A 13,673-nucleotide genomic window follows, 5' to 3' on the forward strand; every position below is an offset into this window, starting at 1 on the left:
TGCAGTACAATGAAGACGTCAGAAGCCATAAACATCTTAAAAGACAAAGGGTATAAATATACTGGGAAAAGAGAACAGATGCTTGAATTGTTTTCTTCTAATAATAAATATTTAACAGCTAAGGAAGTACTAGAAGGCATGAAGCAGGACTACCCTGGTTTAAGCTTTGATACGATTTACCGTAACCTAAGCTTGTTTGCAGAATTAGGAATACTGGAGACAACCGAGCTTTCTGGGGAGAAGCACTTTCGTTTCAGTTGTTCAATAAAGACACATCATCATCATCTAATTTGTTTAGAATGCGGAAAAACAAAGGAAATAGAAGTTTGTCCGATGAAGCAGATAGAAGAAGGCTTTGATGGCTTTACAGTTTCAGGACATAAATTTGAAATCTATGGCACTTGTGCGGATTGTCATTAAATAGGGATAAGCATAAATAAAAAAGCTTGGATATAAATAACGGGTTCGGTTTTGAGGTAGAAAACATCAAATAACAAGCTAAAAGGGATACTAATTCGCGTATGGATTGGTATCCCTTATATTTGTTGGTATTAAAACGTTTGGGTTATTTTAACACCATAATTCACACACCAATTCACAACAGTCTGCTGATTGGCAGACACCTGCGAATTGACTTGTTAAAACCTCTGCAGATTTTTATGCCGAGGACATTAAAAAGGACCGCTTAAATAATAATCGGTTTATTCTTCATTTAGGTGTTTATATAGCCTTGATATACACCATATACAGTACTTAATTTTGTTCCGAGTACCAGTAACGCGTAAGGTCAGTTGTGACAGATGGGTAACCCATTTGGCGTAACATCGAAGTGATATTTCCCCTGTGATAAGTTGCATGAGTGACAATGTGCATGACCATTTCAGAAAGACTAGTTTCCCTTTTTCCGTCCCATGGAATGTCCAGTACTACTATCTTTTCAAAATCATCTTGCTTGTTTAGAACTTCTTTATATTTTTGTGATAAGTCGTAAAATAACCTATCCATTTCTTCAATATCTTTTCCTTCTCCTGATTGTTTGTCTATTTCCAATGCTTCTGGCATGTTTTTACCAGAAATAATGTGAAACCAAAGTTATCGACGATATACATGTGAGAAACCACTTTGGATATAGTGGGAAAAACGCTTTGAATTTCTAGATGATAAACATCATTAGATAGCTCTTTTAATCGATTAAATAGTGTTTGATTTGCCCAAACATGATAGTCATACATTTTTAGTGCAAGTTGAATCATAATTCACACCTCCGATATAAGTGTAAACCTTTACAAGACTCTCATTTCTAATTTAACATAATTACCCATAAAATATTCAGAAGATTCAAACATACAATTCTGACAGGGTGAAAAACGCCCAGCGAACTAATCACTGTGCGTTTTCTGGTGTGGAATTTATTAAGATTTAGATTGCTAATTAAGGTGCGAATTGATATGTGAATTAAGTTTTTCTACTTCAAAACCGAACCCGTTAGGATATAAATCCATGTTTTTTATTAGGCTATTTAAAAGGATGGCTGTTAAATTTCAATGTTGATAACTGCTTATTTTTTAGCTCATTTTACAGTAAAAAAAGAATGAGCTAAAAAACAACAGTAGCCTTTAACAAAGCCAAAAGGGTAAACGAATTATGCTTTATTGTCCCAGTTTGCAACCCATTCGTTTGCTTCGCTCCAGTTTTTCACCCTAATAACGCCTTCAGGAATAGGATCCCTGTTATAAGGTGTATCAAAGAGGATTACAGGAATTTGAAGCTCTTCATGGATCATAACAGCATTATCATGCTTATCCTCAAAGAACAGATCAACTTCATATTTTTTAGCTGCTTCTACTTTATAATGGGAACCAATTAGTTCAATATGATCATAAAGCAAGTCATTTTTCGTGAACCAGTTCCGGGTAAGTTCCAATAAATGAGAACTGCGCGCACTAATGAAATAAAGATGATATTGATTTTTCCATTTGGTTAAAATTTCTTTTGCGCCAGGAGCAAGAGGGGATTCTGAATAGATTTTGGGCTCTGTATCAATAAACCATTCGTAAAAAGCCTTGGGCTCTAAATTTAACGCAGCGGATAAGTTATATTCTGTAATGTCATCAAGTGTAATGTTTAAATGATATTGGTCGTTTATGTACGGAATTAAGGAAGAGGGATGTGTAACTGTTCCATCTATATCAATGCCAAATCGTTTTTTCATTCTATATTCCCCTTTATCTGCATTAAACAGCGAACTTTGTGAATAGACAGCGCTCTAACCAGGTTCTCTGCCTCTACTGCAGTTTACCATATCAAGGTTTGTTGGAAAAGACATTCGAGTGAGGCCAATCATACCAAAGATTGTTATAGTGAAAAGCGAAGCTTACGTGCAAAATAAATAGTGCTCCAACTATTTGAAAGTGAGGGAATCAAATGGACGAAATCAAGAATAATCGTCAATTGGAACAGGAAAATAGGACGGATGCACCGAGTGAAACGTTTAGAGAAATGAAGGCAGAAGAAACAGGCAATTCAATCAATACTGCTGTTTCCCATGATTATCGTGAAGAGACTGCAGCTGAAATTCATGCACCTGTATCTTTAAAACGGGACTATAACCATGGTGATATAGATAGACAAACTGCACTGGGTACAGGGGCAGGAGCGAGTGTTTTGGGATGGATTGCATTAGCCATCTCCTTAATCTCATTGTTTGTACTGCCTGTCATTTTCGGAGCAGCAGCTGTTGTCTTGGGAATTATGGCTCGCAGAAGAGGGGCTGATTCATTGGGTGCCTGGAGCATTGGGATAGGAGCAGTATCTGTTATAATTGGAATTTTTGTGCTCCCTTTTTTCTAAGGGTTTCATGAGAGTGGGACCCTACTCCGATAAAGGGTGTCCTTTAGAAATAAATAAAGCGGGGCAGCTGCCCCGCTTTATTTATGCATTTTGTTTTTCTTCTTCTTGTTTTTTGAAATATTCCTCTGCTACAAGGTCAATTTCTTTCTTTAGTTCCTCAACCATTGTTTCTTCCGGTACCTTGCGCACAATTTGGCCTTTGCGGAATAATAATCCTTCTCCGCGTGCGCCAGCTATTCCGATATCAGCTTCACGTGCTTCTCCGGGACCATTAACCGCACATCCTAAAACAGAGACTTTTATTGGTGCTTTGATTGTTTGTATATATTCTTCCACTTCATTTGCAATGCTGATAAGGTCAATTTCAATTCGCCCGCAAGTAGGACAGGAAATCAGGGTTGCAGCATTGGAAGAAAGACCAAATATTTTTAACAGTTCTCTGGCAACCTTAATTTCCTCCACTGGATCAGCGCTAAGGGAGACACGAAGTGTGTTTCCGATGCCTTTACTTAAGATAGTGCCAAGGCCGGCAGCACTTTTGATGGTTCCGGAGAAAAGAGTTCCAGACTCGGTAATGCCTAAGTGCAATGGATAATTAAATGCTCTTGCAGCTTTCTCGTATGCTTCAATGGCAAGCTGCACATCAGATGCTTTCATGGATACGATAATATCATGAAAATCAAGATCTTCAAGGATCTTAATGTGATGAAGAGCACTTTCAACCATGCCGTCAGCAGTTGGATAGCCATATTTATTTAGAATATGCTTTTCAAGACTTCCGGCATTTACGCCAATTCGAATAGGAATCCCTTTTTCTTTTGCCGCCTTTACAACTGCTTCAACTTTTTCTCTTTTGCCGATGTTTCCAGGATTAATACGGATTTTATCAATACCGCCTTCAATGGCTTTTAAAGCTAAGCGATAATCAAAATGAATATCCGCTACTAAAGGGATATTAATTTGTCTTTTAATGTCTGGAATGGCGTTGGCTGCACGTTCATCAGGTACTGCAACCCTTACGATCTGGCAGCCTGCTTCTTCCAGGCGGTGGATCTGGGCAACTGTAGCTTCCACATCATGTGTTTTCGTTGTGGTCATGCTTTGTATGATTAGTTCATCATTCCCGCCAATCGTTAAATTACCTACTTTGACAGGGCGGGTTTGTGAACGATGTGTAATTTCACCCAAGGGTAATTCGCTCCTTTTAAAAACAAAATTCATTCATGTTAATTATATAAGAACTATTATCATTGTACCAATATTCCTTTGAAATTGACAAGAATTTGCACAGAATCAGTGTTGTTGATATATGGGAAAACGATAGATTTGGCCAATCTGAATATCTTTAGGCTGGATGCCCGGATTTAATTTTGTGAAATCCTTTATTACCTTTGCTACTTCTATTTTGCTATTGTTTTTCTCAAGTTTTGCTGCTATAGATAATACAGTATCGCCTGGTTTCACTTCTATAATTTTAAAATTTGACTTCTGGGAGGCAGGCTTTGGCTGTGTTTGATTTACATCAGGCTTATTGGCAGCGGAAGCAACTGTGGCGTTAGGGATTGTCCCGAATTTCAAATCAAAGTAGACGCTGTATAAAACGATTAGAACGGCTATGAGTCCAATTAATTTTTTCAAAAAAACGCCCTCCTTTTAATGTGGTATATGTATATGCTTGTCCAGAAAGAAATATGACTATTTTTTAAAAAATCTCTGTTAAATTTTTATGTTAAAAATAACAGAGTCCTATATATTGATTTCTACTGTAAGCCTTTATTTTGGCTTCAATTAACCTTTAAGTGAAATCAAAGCTGGATTTTGCATAGATATAGGCTGTGTTCTGATCATCCTGCTGGTTGATTTGCCCTGCAGACACTCGCTTTCCGGGGGCGGTTGGGGAGCCTCATCATAGCAAGCTCCTGCGGGGCCTACCAGAGGCCACCTGATCCCGCAGGAGTCTCGTGTATCCAATTCAATCAACTTTAGATTCGTTTGTACTCCTGGCTCTAACAGAGATATGGTGGAGTGCCCCATGCTGGTTGATTTGCACTGTTGGCGCTCGCTTTCCACGGGCGGTAGTGGAACCACATTGTTGCATTCTTATGGGAATCCCCCAATAACCTGCATAACTTGAAGGAGTTTTTGCCTTCCATTCTAATAAACGTTGAACCAAACGATCTTTGGGTATTACTAAATATGCTCAGCGCTATTCGCCCTGCCTGTTCTTTTCTTCACAAATGGCTTCTTAAAAGATAGACACCAGGCTATTATTCTCATCAATTGTTCTTCTCCACTTTTACTTTTTTCTGTCCAAAAATAAAAGAGAGGTGACTCAAAAGGCCGCTTATAACCGCCTTTTGAGTCACCTCGAGAGTCTTAAACAGATGTTTTTTTTGGAGATGGGATTTCCCGAATGCTTAGCAGCATGACAATCAAAGTAATAATCCAATCGATGTAAATAGCTCCTGCTACCGTTGTTTTTAATGCAGCCATAATAGTAAAAAAAACGGAAGGCAGCGTAATACTATACGCTGTCAGTCTCCAGCTCTGCCGGTAGTTAACTTTTTTTTCGAGTCTTATGGCCAATAAAAGGCCAAACAGGGCAAAAATCGAGATTTTGATAAAGCCCCCAGCTGCAGTCATTAAATAGTAGAAAATAAATAATACCGGGATGCCTACCCACATTACCCCTTGCAAGGAACGTAGAAAGCTTTGGATGTTCGAGTTGTTTAAATTTTGGTTTTCCAATGTGGAATATGCCATTACTTGCGTTTTACCGTCTGATTTAAAAATAAATGTATGTTTTAGGAGAGCGATGACTGTTCCGCCTTTTTGAACATCATTTTCCTGGATGCTGCCTGTCGAGTCAAATAGTACTGTTAGATCGTTTTTTACAATAATGAGAGGTTTTTTTTCTTTTGAAAAAAGAGTTCCATTATGTATGGAAAAAGAGGGGATGTCATGAGTAATAATTTGCTGGCCTTCATCCAATACGGTATAGGCCAGCTTCGTAATATAAATGACCCCTGGAATAATGGACAGCAGCATAATGAAGAAAACATATAGAATGGTTTTTCCTATTCCTTGAAATCGGAATTTTGCGATATCCTTAGGTGAATAAATGCTTTTAATAAACTGTTTGAAAATATTCATGGGCAATCACATCCTTTGCTGCATGCAATATAAGCAGCGATAATAATTTCATTCTAATCAGTTTTTTATTAAATGTTAAGGAAAAACATTGAAAAGAATTCCTTCAATGAAATGAAGAGTCGTAATTCAGGTGAAAAAGGGTAAAATGAAAAAAATCAGCAAAGAAGGTGGTTATGAATGGAATATCTTTATTGGGCGGTTATCAGCATATTTATCATCATTGCCTTTATTGGCCTCGTCTATCCGATTATTCCGAGTGTTCTATTTCTCGTCGCAGCCTTTGTGCTTTATGGTGTGTTCTTTACTTTTTCTCCTCTCCACTGGATTTTCTGGGCAGTACAAATTTTGTTTGTTGCTCTTCTGTTTTCAGCAGATTATCTGTCCAATCTTATTGGAGTTAAACGATTTGGAGGATCCAAAGCAGGGGTATGGGGGAGTACAATCGGCCTGTTGGCAGGACCGTTTATCATTCCGGTAATTGGCCTTATCATCGGGCCTTTTATTGGTGCTGTGGCAGGGGAGCTGTTGATCAATAGAACCTCATTATCAAAAGCAGTTAAAATTGGTTTTGGGTCTTTAATTGGCTTTTTTAGCAGTATTGCAGCAAAGGGACTCATACAGATTCTTATGGTTTTATACTTTTTAATCAGGGTCCACTAAAAATTTTTTTTAGGAATAAATCAATTTATTTGATTGATTTGTCCGCATTTGGTAATCTAAAATTGAAAACCAATCAAATACATAAGGGAGGAATTTTAAATGGCATTTGAATTACCGCAATTACCATACGCTTATGACGCTCTTGAGCCTCACATTGACAAGGAAACGATGAATATTCATCATACTAAACACCACAACACATACGTAACAAAATTAAATGAAGCCCTTCAAGGACACGATGAATTATTAAATAAATCCGTTGAAGAGATTGTTTCTAATCTGGATGCAGTTCCTGAAAATATCCGTACTGCAGTAAGAAATAATGGCGGCGGCCACGCAAACCATTCTTTATTCTGGAAATTGCTTACTCCTAACGGTGCGGGCAAACCAGCTGGTGATCTTGCACAAGCGATTGAAAGCAAATTTGGAAGCTTTGAAAAATTTAAAGAAGAATTTGCTGCAGCAGCTGCAGGCCGTTTTGGTTCTGGCTGGGCTTGGCTTGTACTAAATAATGGCGAGCTTGAAATTACAAGCACTCCAAACCAGGACAATCCTCTTTCTGAAGGTAAAACACCTTTACTTGGATTGGATGTATGGGAGCATGCTTATTACTTGAACTATCAAAACCGCCGTCCGGATTATATCAATGCATTTTGGAATGTTGTAAATTGGGACGAAGTTTCAAAATTATATTCAGAAGCGAAATAATAAATATTTCTATCCAAAAAAAGAGGCTGAAGCCTCTTTTTTTTTTTTGCATTTTCCTAATCGTATCTTACTTCTTTGCAAGGCTTAAAAACATGAAAACGGGTTTGTTCCTTTTTCAATGAATAAACTCTCCTTTTTATCAAAAAATAGGTGATACAAAGGGGAGTTTATTATGAGCATACTTCAAAAGTGGTTAGGCGATATTCAATTGACTAAAGATCTGGGTTTGTTAATTGTAATCGGGGGACTTTATTCCCTCAGCATTTCTTTATCTAATACGTTTGTTAATATTTATTTGTGGAAGCAATCGGGGCAATTTTTAGATCTTGCAATTTATAATCTTTCGGTAGTTGTAATGCAGCCGATCACATTTATTCTTGCAGGAAGATTTGCCAAAAAAGTAGACAGGGTTATTGTTCTTCGAATTGGAGTGATTTTCCTTGCGTTATTTTATTTGTCCGTCTTGTTTTTTGGTCCTCAGGCTTCACACTATCTCATTGTTTTAGGAGCTATGTTAGGCATTGGGTATGGTTTTTATTGGCTGGCGTTTAATGTGCTTACATTTGAAATTACGGAGCCGGAAACAAGAGATTTTTTCAATGGCTTTCTCGGTACTTTAAATTCAGGAGGAGGGATGATTGGTCCTATTGTCTCGGGGTATATCATTTCTCAGTTTGTATCGAATCTTGGCTATACCATTGTGTTTGGGATATCATTATCCCTGTTTACGCTGGCAGTTATCATGAGTTTTTCTATAGAGAGAAGGCCGGCACACGGTAAATATCTTTTGACGCGGGTATTGGAAGAGAGAAAAACGAATAAAAATTGGCGATATGTAACATATGCACATTTTTGTCAGGGCCTAAGGGATGGGACGTTTGTTTTTATTATTTCGGTATTTGTTTTCATTTCAACAGGCAGTGAACTGGCCCTTGGAACCTTTGGTTTAATCAATTCGGGTATTTCTTTTATCGGGTATTCATTAGTGGCTAAATTGATAAAGAATGAATACCGGAAAAAAGCAATATTATTGGGCGGACTTTTACTGTATGCGGCGATATTTATTATCGTATTTCAAGTGAGCTATCCGAGACTTTTGCTTTATGCTGGAGTCATTGCTCTTGCTTATCCCATCTTATTAGTGCCCTATAATTCAATGACGTATGATGTCATTGGAAAAGCATGGAAGGCTGCAGAAGCGCGCATTGAATATATTGTTGTTAGAGAACTGTATATTAATGGCGGCAGGATTGTTTCCATCCTCTTATTTATTGGTGCCATTACCTTTTTTAATGAAGCAAAAAGCATACCTGTTCTTTTAATGTTCATTGGTGCCGGTCATCTTTGCGCATCCTTGCTTATTCGCAGAGTAAACACACTCTCTGCATAACTGGCAATTGATAGTATTCGATTGCTTACTTATTGGCTCTGTTACTATTGTCTGTTGATTTCCTCTGCAGGCACTCGCTTTCCGAAAGGCGCAAGAGGGGTCTCCCCTAACACGCTTCTTCAGCAGGAGTATTGCTTATCAGACTCAATCTAAAAAGGTTTGAATCAACATTGTTCTTTCATAGAGCTTTATTATTAAATCAATGTTTTATCAATGTAGGTCTAACATCGGTTAGCGTGTTTCTGCACTCCTCTCTACAATAAGTCAACATCAGCTCATGAACTGACTCACTGAGTTTTCTTGTCTCATTCGGAGACTGCGAAATCCGTACCCGATGAGCAAGGCGCTTGCACATTTCTTGCATCTTCATACTAATTGAAAGGATGAAAGTGAGATTGCAGACATTGAAAAAAATACAAAAAAAGAAGAGAACTCATGTACCTTCACGGATGAACATGTTGTTTTTTATTGTCTTTATTTTGTTTTCTGTGTTGATTCTTCGTTTAGGCATTATCCAGATTGTAAATGGTGAGGACTATAAAAAAGAAGTGGAAAGAACAGAGGATGTGACCGTTAATACCTCTGTCCCGCGCGGAGAAATTTTTGATCGAAACGGAACACTTATTGTGGGGAATAAACCGTTGAATGCTATTACATACGCAAGGCCAAAAACGATTGCACAGCGGGATATGTTAAAACTTGCTGAGAAATTGTCGGAGTATGTCGATATGGACAAAAAAGAGATGAATTTGGTCACACTTCGTGACCGGAAGGATTATTGGATACTAAAAAACCCACAAAAAGCAGCCAATCTTGTCACTCGTTCTGAAATGAAAAATCTGGATAATACTGCCTTATATCATAAGCAGCTTTCAAGAATTGCAAAAGAAGACCTATATTCAATTCATGGGAAAGAATTAAAGAACGTAGCTATTTTCCGGGAAATGTTAAACGGTTATCCTCTTTTTCCTCATGTAATAAAAAATCATAATGTTTCACCAAAGGAGTACGCAGAAGTAAGTGAAAATTTATCTTCTTTGCCGGGAATCAATACAACTACAGATTGGGAACGTGTTTATCCGTTTAAAGCTGTTAATGAGAATGGTGTGCTCGAATCAATCCTTGGCACTATCTCTTCTTCTAAAGAAGGGCTCCCAAAAGAACTGCTTGATTATTATCTAGCCCATGAGTACAGCAGAAACGACCGTATAGGAAAAAGCTATCTTGAGTACGAATACGAAGATGTCTTACAAGGGCATAAACAAAAAATGAAAAATATCACAGGAAAAGATGGAGGGGTTCTGCATTCAGAGATTATTCGTCCGGGCAGACGAGGGTACGATTTGATGTTATCGATTGATGTCGAATTGCAGAAAAAAGTCGAAAAAATACTTCAAAATATGTTGATTAAAAAACGGCCAGGCCACCGTTTTCTTGATAGAGCCTTTGTAACAATGATGAATCCCAATACAGGAGAAATACTAGCAATGGCAGGTAAACAATTGATAAGAGGGCAGAATGGACATTTGAAATTAACAGATGCGGCATTCGGAAACCTGACAACCTCTTATTCAATGGGATCTGTCGTAAAAGGGGCGACGCTCCTGGCTGGGTATCAGACTGGGGCATTGAAACCCGGAGAAGTACTAGTGGACCAGCCGCTGAAATTCAGAGGAACCAAAGTGAAGAAATCCTGGGTAGATGAAGGCATGGGACCGATAAACGATCTAATGGCTCTAAAAAGGTCTTCAAACGTCTATATGTTTAGGACAGCGATGAAGCTTGGCGGTCAGATGGATTATATTCCGGATGGCCATTTAAGAATTAACAAAATGGCGGCTATCCGCACGTTACGCAAGCAATTTGCTGAATTTGGTCTTGGTGTAAAAACAGGCATCGATTTGCCTGGTGAACAGGCGGGATTCGGGGGGATGAATCCAGGTGAACCAGGGAAAGTGCTGGATTATGCGATTGGGCAATATGACACATATACGCCCTTACAAATAGCTCAATACATGTCTGTGATTGCAAATGGGGGGTATCGCATTCAGCCGCACATCGCCAAGGAAATTCATTATCCGGGCAGCAGGGAAAACGAGCTGGGTTCTGTAGCCAAAGAAATGGAGACAAAAATATTAAACCGGGTGGAAATGAAACCTAGATGGATTGAAAGGATAAAAGAGGGATTAAGGAAAGTGACAAGCGAGGCAGGAGGTACAGCCTATGGCTACTTTGATTCCAGATTTAAAGTGGCGGGGAAGACAGGTACTGCCCAGGGATTATATGATGGACCGGCTGCAGGTACCTATTGGAAGCGGAATGTACTTCCTCCGATGACATGGAACACAACCTTTGCAGGATACGCTCCTTTTAATCATCCGGAAGTGGTAATCTCTGTTGTCATACCCTGGGCATACGAAGGAGAGCAGAAAGATCCTCATCTAAATCTATTAGTCGGGAATAAAGCCTTAAAGGCCTATTATGATTTGAAGAAACAGAGAGTACAGCAAAAACAGATACATCCGCTATAGATGCTACCGCGGTCTCTTTATAAGGAAGAAACAAAAAATGCCATCACTTATTTTTCGTGATGGCATTTACGATTTGAGAAACAGTCATCTGGCTGGTTAAATCATATTCGCCCGGCTGGACTTTATTTTCATCTTTATGATCAACGAGGTATTGCATAAAAGCACTAGGATCGGAAAGGATTTTACCTGTCTTTAATCTATCCGCAATAATTCCGGGAGTCATCCCGCTGGAAATCGTCAAATGGTAACGTGTTAATTCTTGATTATTTTTAGCCGTTTTTTGCTGAAGAAGCTTTGTGTATTTAGTCTGCCAATAGTAAACATCCTTCTTCAAATTAGCTGTACTCTCTGCACTTAAGTTCCCTTTTGTTTGTGGAGGTTCAGCTTTAATGAACTGATACCCTAAAAACAGTATGGCTGCAAGGAAAAGTCCGGCTGCAAAAGCTCTTAATGTCCGCTTATCCATTTTTATCTCCTTTTTTATGGTTTGCGTATTTCTGATAATACTTCTTTTACCTCTTGCAAGGATAAAGACGACTGCCTGGAAATCTGTTCAAGATCCAGTCCTTGCTGAAATAGGGAAATCACTTGATTTTTTAGTATTTCGTGTACCCCTGTTTTAGGGGAATCAGTATCTTGTGCAAAAGAGAAGCTGCTTCCCATTAGTTCTTCTTCTAAAATGCCCATTCTCTTTCTTAATTGATAAGTTTCCTGGTGGAAGCTCATTGTCAAATCCTCCAGTTCCTTTTCCAATATGGACGTCCGGTCCTTTTGAAAAAAAGAAAGGATAAATAATAATATCGCTGCACTTAATAAAATGATTACAGGTATACTCATTTGTTCCAACCTTTCCTTTGAAAAATATTCCTCTTTCTTTTATATCATAAAATTTTAAGTACGGCAGAAGTAATTCATACGAAGTCCTAAGATATGTAGTGAGAAGGGGAATAAATGTCTTAAAAGAGGTAGTAGGAGAGGCATATGGGACTAAATCCATCAAAATAAAAATCAGACTAGCATTTCCAAAAGAATAATGATATTATAGAAAAGTCGTATGAATAGTTGAAGAATGTAATGAAGTTTGGAGGGAAAGACATGCGTGTAAATTTAACATTAGCTTGCACAGAATGCGGTGAGCGTAACTATATTACAACAAAAAATAAACGTAACAATCCAGACCGTATTGAACTTAAAAAATACTGTCCAAGAGAAAAACGTGTAACAGCACACCGTGAAACAAAGTAAGCAGTAGGAATCTTCCTGCTGCTTTTTTATGTGAGGAAGAGTAAGTAAGAATGTATTTTACCAATATAGTTTCTATCTAGCTCCAGCGCCCATCGTCTAGCGGATATCTACGTTCTCTCACTAAGATAAGTCAACATCAGCTCCAAAACTCCCTCGCTGTGTTTTCTTTACCTCGTCGAAGACTCCGAAATCCGTAAGCCGATGAGCAAGGCGCTTGCACTTTTCTTATCAAGTCATTTTCTTAAGGAGGATACGAGGTTGAATAAAAAAGAATTGCGGAAATATCTGAAACAAAAGCTGGACACAATGAATCCAGAGACGTATCATCGCTATTCCTCTTTTATTGCAAGCCACTTATTCAATCACAATATGTGGGAGAAACATGACACCATTGCTTTAACAATATCCAGGTTCCCGGAAGTCGATACCTGGCCAATCATACGAAAAGCCTGGGAAAAGGGGAAGAAAGTTGTTGTTCCCAAGTGCCTGCCGGAGCAACGACAAATGATTTTTAAGGAAATCACTTCTTTTGACCAGCTAGAGAAGGTTTATTTTGGATTGCTTGAACCTGTTGACAAGCTTACTAAAGAGGTCTTAAAGACTGACATTGACATGATCATTGTACCTGGATTAGGCTATACAGCGAATGGATCACGTTTAGGGTTTGGCGGCGGCTATTATGATCGTTATTTGGAGGATTATAAGGGAGAAACATTATCTCTTGCCTTTTCAGAACAGATGGTAGAGGACTTGCCAACAGAAAAACATGACTGTCGAGTAGGGGCAATCATTACGGAAAAAGGATGGATTTCGTGCATGGAAAGGAAAAAGTAAGCCTAGGAATAATTCATCCCTTCTATTCACAAACTATAGTCAGTATCAATTTTTGGATAGGAGGAGTAAGAATGAACGGATTAATGAAATGGCTGCTGTCTATATTGGCAGTATCTCTATTAATCAGATACCGTTATAAAGTTTTAAACACCTTGCTCGGGAGCTATTGGCTGCGAAAATGGGCTGTGAATTTAGCAATGAATATTCCAGGCATCCGATCCAAATTTATTCAAAGTACGTTCAGATAAAGAATAGGTTTAAAGGCCAGCTTAGAGGAATGGGTATTCCTTTACAGCTGGCCT

General features: G+C 38.4%; 17 protein-coding genes. 9 read left to right on the forward strand and 8 right to left on the reverse strand.

Annotated elements, in window-relative coordinates; genetic code table 11:
* The first annotated feature begins 9 nt into the window (after positions 1–9).
* Positions 10–420 carry a Fur family transcriptional regulator gene (locus tag A5N88_RS01445; RefSeq protein ID WP_066262150.1) on the forward strand — a complete coding sequence of 137 codons (411 nt, stop codon included), beginning with the start codon at positions 10–12 and terminating at the stop codon, positions 418–420.
* Positions 421–753: 333 nt separating this feature from the next.
* Here A5N88_RS01445 and A5N88_RS26330 read toward each other — a convergent pair whose 3' ends face one another.
* From A5N88_RS26330 to A5N88_RS01455, 3 genes are all read right to left on the reverse strand, one after another.
* On the reverse strand, positions 754–1,062 hold the full coding sequence (locus tag A5N88_RS26330; RefSeq protein ID WP_328006965.1) for a DinB family protein: 309 nt from the start codon (positions 1,060–1,062) through the stop codon (positions 754–756).
* On the reverse strand, positions 1,041–1,253 hold the full coding sequence (locus tag A5N88_RS26335) for a DinB family protein (RefSeq protein ID WP_328006966.1): 213 nt from the start codon (positions 1,251–1,253) through the stop codon (positions 1,041–1,043). The genes A5N88_RS26330 and A5N88_RS26335 overlap by 22 nt, the downstream gene beginning before the upstream one ends.
* Positions 1,254–1,642: 389 nt before the next feature.
* Positions 1,643–2,212, reverse strand: a complete 570-nt coding sequence (locus tag A5N88_RS01455) for a 5' nucleotidase, NT5C type (RefSeq protein ID WP_066262151.1) — start codon at positions 2,210–2,212, stop codon at positions 1,643–1,645.
* Between the two features lie 212 nt (positions 2,213–2,424).
* Here A5N88_RS01455 and A5N88_RS01460 point away from each other — a divergent pair, with 212 nt between their 5' ends.
* Complete coding sequence (locus A5N88_RS01460) at positions 2,425–2,850, forward strand: DUF308 domain-containing protein (RefSeq protein WP_232317498.1); 426 nt, start codon at positions 2,425–2,427, stop codon at positions 2,848–2,850.
* An 81-nt stretch (positions 2,851–2,931) separates the two neighbouring features.
* Here A5N88_RS01460 and ispG read toward each other — a convergent pair whose 3' ends face one another.
* The 3 genes from ispG to A5N88_RS01480 all read right to left on the reverse strand — a co-directional run bounded on the left by ispG (position 2,932) and on the right by A5N88_RS01480 (position 6,003).
* Entirely contained in the window at positions 2,932–4,029 is a 1,098-nt protein-coding gene (ispG, locus tag A5N88_RS01465; protein WP_302466999.1) for a flavodoxin-dependent (E)-4-hydroxy-3-methylbut-2-enyl-diphosphate synthase, read from the reverse strand.
* Positions 4,030–4,143: 114 nt separating this feature from the next.
* Positions 4,144–4,488: a protein YqfZ gene (gene yqfZ / locus A5N88_RS01470; protein ID WP_066262155.1), complete on the reverse strand. Its 345-nt coding sequence runs from the start codon at positions 4,486–4,488 to the stop codon at positions 4,144–4,146.
* Between the two features lie 738 nt (positions 4,489–5,226).
* Entirely contained in the window at positions 5,227–6,003 is a 777-nt protein-coding gene (locus tag A5N88_RS01480) for a DUF1189 domain-containing protein (RefSeq protein ID WP_066262158.1), read from the reverse strand.
* Between the two features lie 177 nt (positions 6,004–6,180).
* On the opposite strand from A5N88_RS01480, the gene A5N88_RS01485 reads away from it, so the two are divergent.
* The 4 genes from A5N88_RS01485 to A5N88_RS01500 all read left to right on the forward strand — a co-directional run bounded on the left by A5N88_RS01485 (position 6,181) and on the right by A5N88_RS01500 (position 11,292).
* Positions 6,181–6,663 carry a DUF456 domain-containing protein gene (locus A5N88_RS01485; RefSeq protein ID WP_066262161.1) on the forward strand — a complete coding sequence of 161 codons (483 nt, stop codon included), beginning with the start codon at positions 6,181–6,183 and terminating at the stop codon, positions 6,661–6,663.
* A gap of 99 nt (positions 6,664–6,762) precedes the next feature.
* The gene (gene sodA / locus A5N88_RS01490; RefSeq protein WP_066262164.1) at positions 6,763–7,371 is read left to right on the forward strand and encodes a superoxide dismutase SodA; all 609 of its coding nucleotides are present in this window, start codon (positions 6,763–6,765) and stop codon (positions 7,369–7,371) included.
* 172 nt (positions 7,372–7,543) lie between these two features.
* Positions 7,544–8,761 carry an MFS transporter gene (locus A5N88_RS01495; RefSeq protein WP_066262167.1) on the forward strand — a complete coding sequence of 406 codons (1,218 nt, stop codon included), beginning with the start codon at positions 7,544–7,546 and terminating at the stop codon, positions 8,759–8,761.
* Positions 8,762–9,156: 395 nt separating this feature from the next.
* Complete coding sequence (locus tag A5N88_RS01500) at positions 9,157–11,292, forward strand: peptidoglycan D,D-transpeptidase FtsI family protein (RefSeq protein WP_232317499.1); 2,136 nt, start codon at positions 9,157–9,159, stop codon at positions 11,290–11,292.
* Between the two features lie 43 nt (positions 11,293–11,335).
* Here A5N88_RS01500 and A5N88_RS01505 read toward each other — a convergent pair whose 3' ends face one another.
* Positions 11,336–11,758, reverse strand: a complete 423-nt coding sequence (locus A5N88_RS01505; protein ID WP_066262170.1) for an endolytic transglycosylase MltG — start codon at positions 11,756–11,758, stop codon at positions 11,336–11,338.
* A gap of 14 nt (positions 11,759–11,772) precedes the next feature.
* Complete coding sequence (locus A5N88_RS01510) at positions 11,773–12,129, reverse strand: hypothetical protein (protein WP_066262172.1); 357 nt, start codon at positions 12,127–12,129, stop codon at positions 11,773–11,775.
* Positions 12,130–12,387: 258 nt separating this feature from the next.
* Between A5N88_RS01510 and rpmG the strand changes: the two genes are divergently transcribed.
* From rpmG to yqgO, 3 genes are all read left to right on the forward strand, one after another.
* Entirely contained in the window at positions 12,388–12,537 is a 150-nt protein-coding gene (rpmG, locus tag A5N88_RS01515) for a 50S ribosomal protein L33 (RefSeq protein WP_066262174.1), read from the forward strand.
* 258 nt (positions 12,538–12,795) lie between these two features.
* On the forward strand, positions 12,796–13,371 hold the full coding sequence (locus A5N88_RS01520) for a 5-formyltetrahydrofolate cyclo-ligase (RefSeq protein WP_232317500.1): 576 nt from the start codon (positions 12,796–12,798) through the stop codon (positions 13,369–13,371).
* A gap of 71 nt (positions 13,372–13,442) precedes the next feature.
* On the forward strand, positions 13,443–13,619 hold the full coding sequence (gene yqgO, locus A5N88_RS25395) for a protein YqgO (RefSeq protein ID WP_198160158.1): 177 nt from the start codon (positions 13,443–13,445) through the stop codon (positions 13,617–13,619).
* Positions 13,620–13,673: the final 54 nt, after the last annotated feature.

The sequence above is a fragment of the Heyndrickxia acidicola genome, assembly GCF_001636425.1.
In the GTDB taxonomy this organism is placed as follows: domain Bacteria; phylum Bacillota; class Bacilli; order Bacillales; family Bacillaceae_C; genus Bacillus_AE; species Bacillus_AE acidicola.

Coding starts and splice junctions, on each gene's coding strand:
- A5N88_RS01445 (WP_066262150.1), top strand. CDS start 10: ATGAAGACGTCAGAAGCCATAAACATCTTAAAAGACAAAGGGTATAAA.
- A5N88_RS26330 (WP_328006965.1), bottom strand. CDS start 1,062: ATGCCAGAAGCATTGGAAATAGACAAACAATCAGGAGAAGGAAAAGAT.
- A5N88_RS26335 (WP_328006966.1), bottom strand. CDS start 1,253: ATGATTCAACTTGCACTAAAAATGTATGACTATCATGTTTGGGCAAAT.
- A5N88_RS01455 (WP_066262151.1), bottom strand. CDS start 2,212: ATGAAAAAACGATTTGGCATTGATATAGATGGAACAGTTACACATCCC.
- A5N88_RS01460 (WP_232317498.1), top strand. CDS start 2,425: ATGGACGAAATCAAGAATAATCGTCAATTGGAACAGGAAAATAGGACG.
- A5N88_RS01480 (WP_066262158.1), bottom strand. CDS start 6,003: ATGAATATTTTCAAACAGTTTATTAAAAGCATTTATTCACCTAAGGAT.
- A5N88_RS01485 (WP_066262161.1), top strand. CDS start 6,181: ATGGAATATCTTTATTGGGCGGTTATCAGCATATTTATCATCATTGCC.
- sodA (WP_066262164.1), top strand. CDS start 6,763: ATGGCATTTGAATTACCGCAATTACCATACGCTTATGACGCTCTTGAG.
- A5N88_RS01495 (WP_066262167.1), top strand. CDS start 7,544: ATGAGCATACTTCAAAAGTGGTTAGGCGATATTCAATTGACTAAAGAT.
- A5N88_RS01505 (WP_066262170.1), bottom strand. CDS start 11,758: ATGGATAAGCGGACATTAAGAGCTTTTGCAGCCGGACTTTTCCTTGCA.
- A5N88_RS01510 (WP_066262172.1), bottom strand. CDS start 12,129: ATGAGTATACCTGTAATCATTTTATTAAGTGCAGCGATATTATTATTT.
- rpmG (WP_066262174.1), top strand. CDS start 12,388: ATGCGTGTAAATTTAACATTAGCTTGCACAGAATGCGGTGAGCGTAAC.
- yqgO (WP_198160158.1), top strand. CDS start 13,443: ATGAACGGATTAATGAAATGGCTGCTGTCTATATTGGCAGTATCTCTA.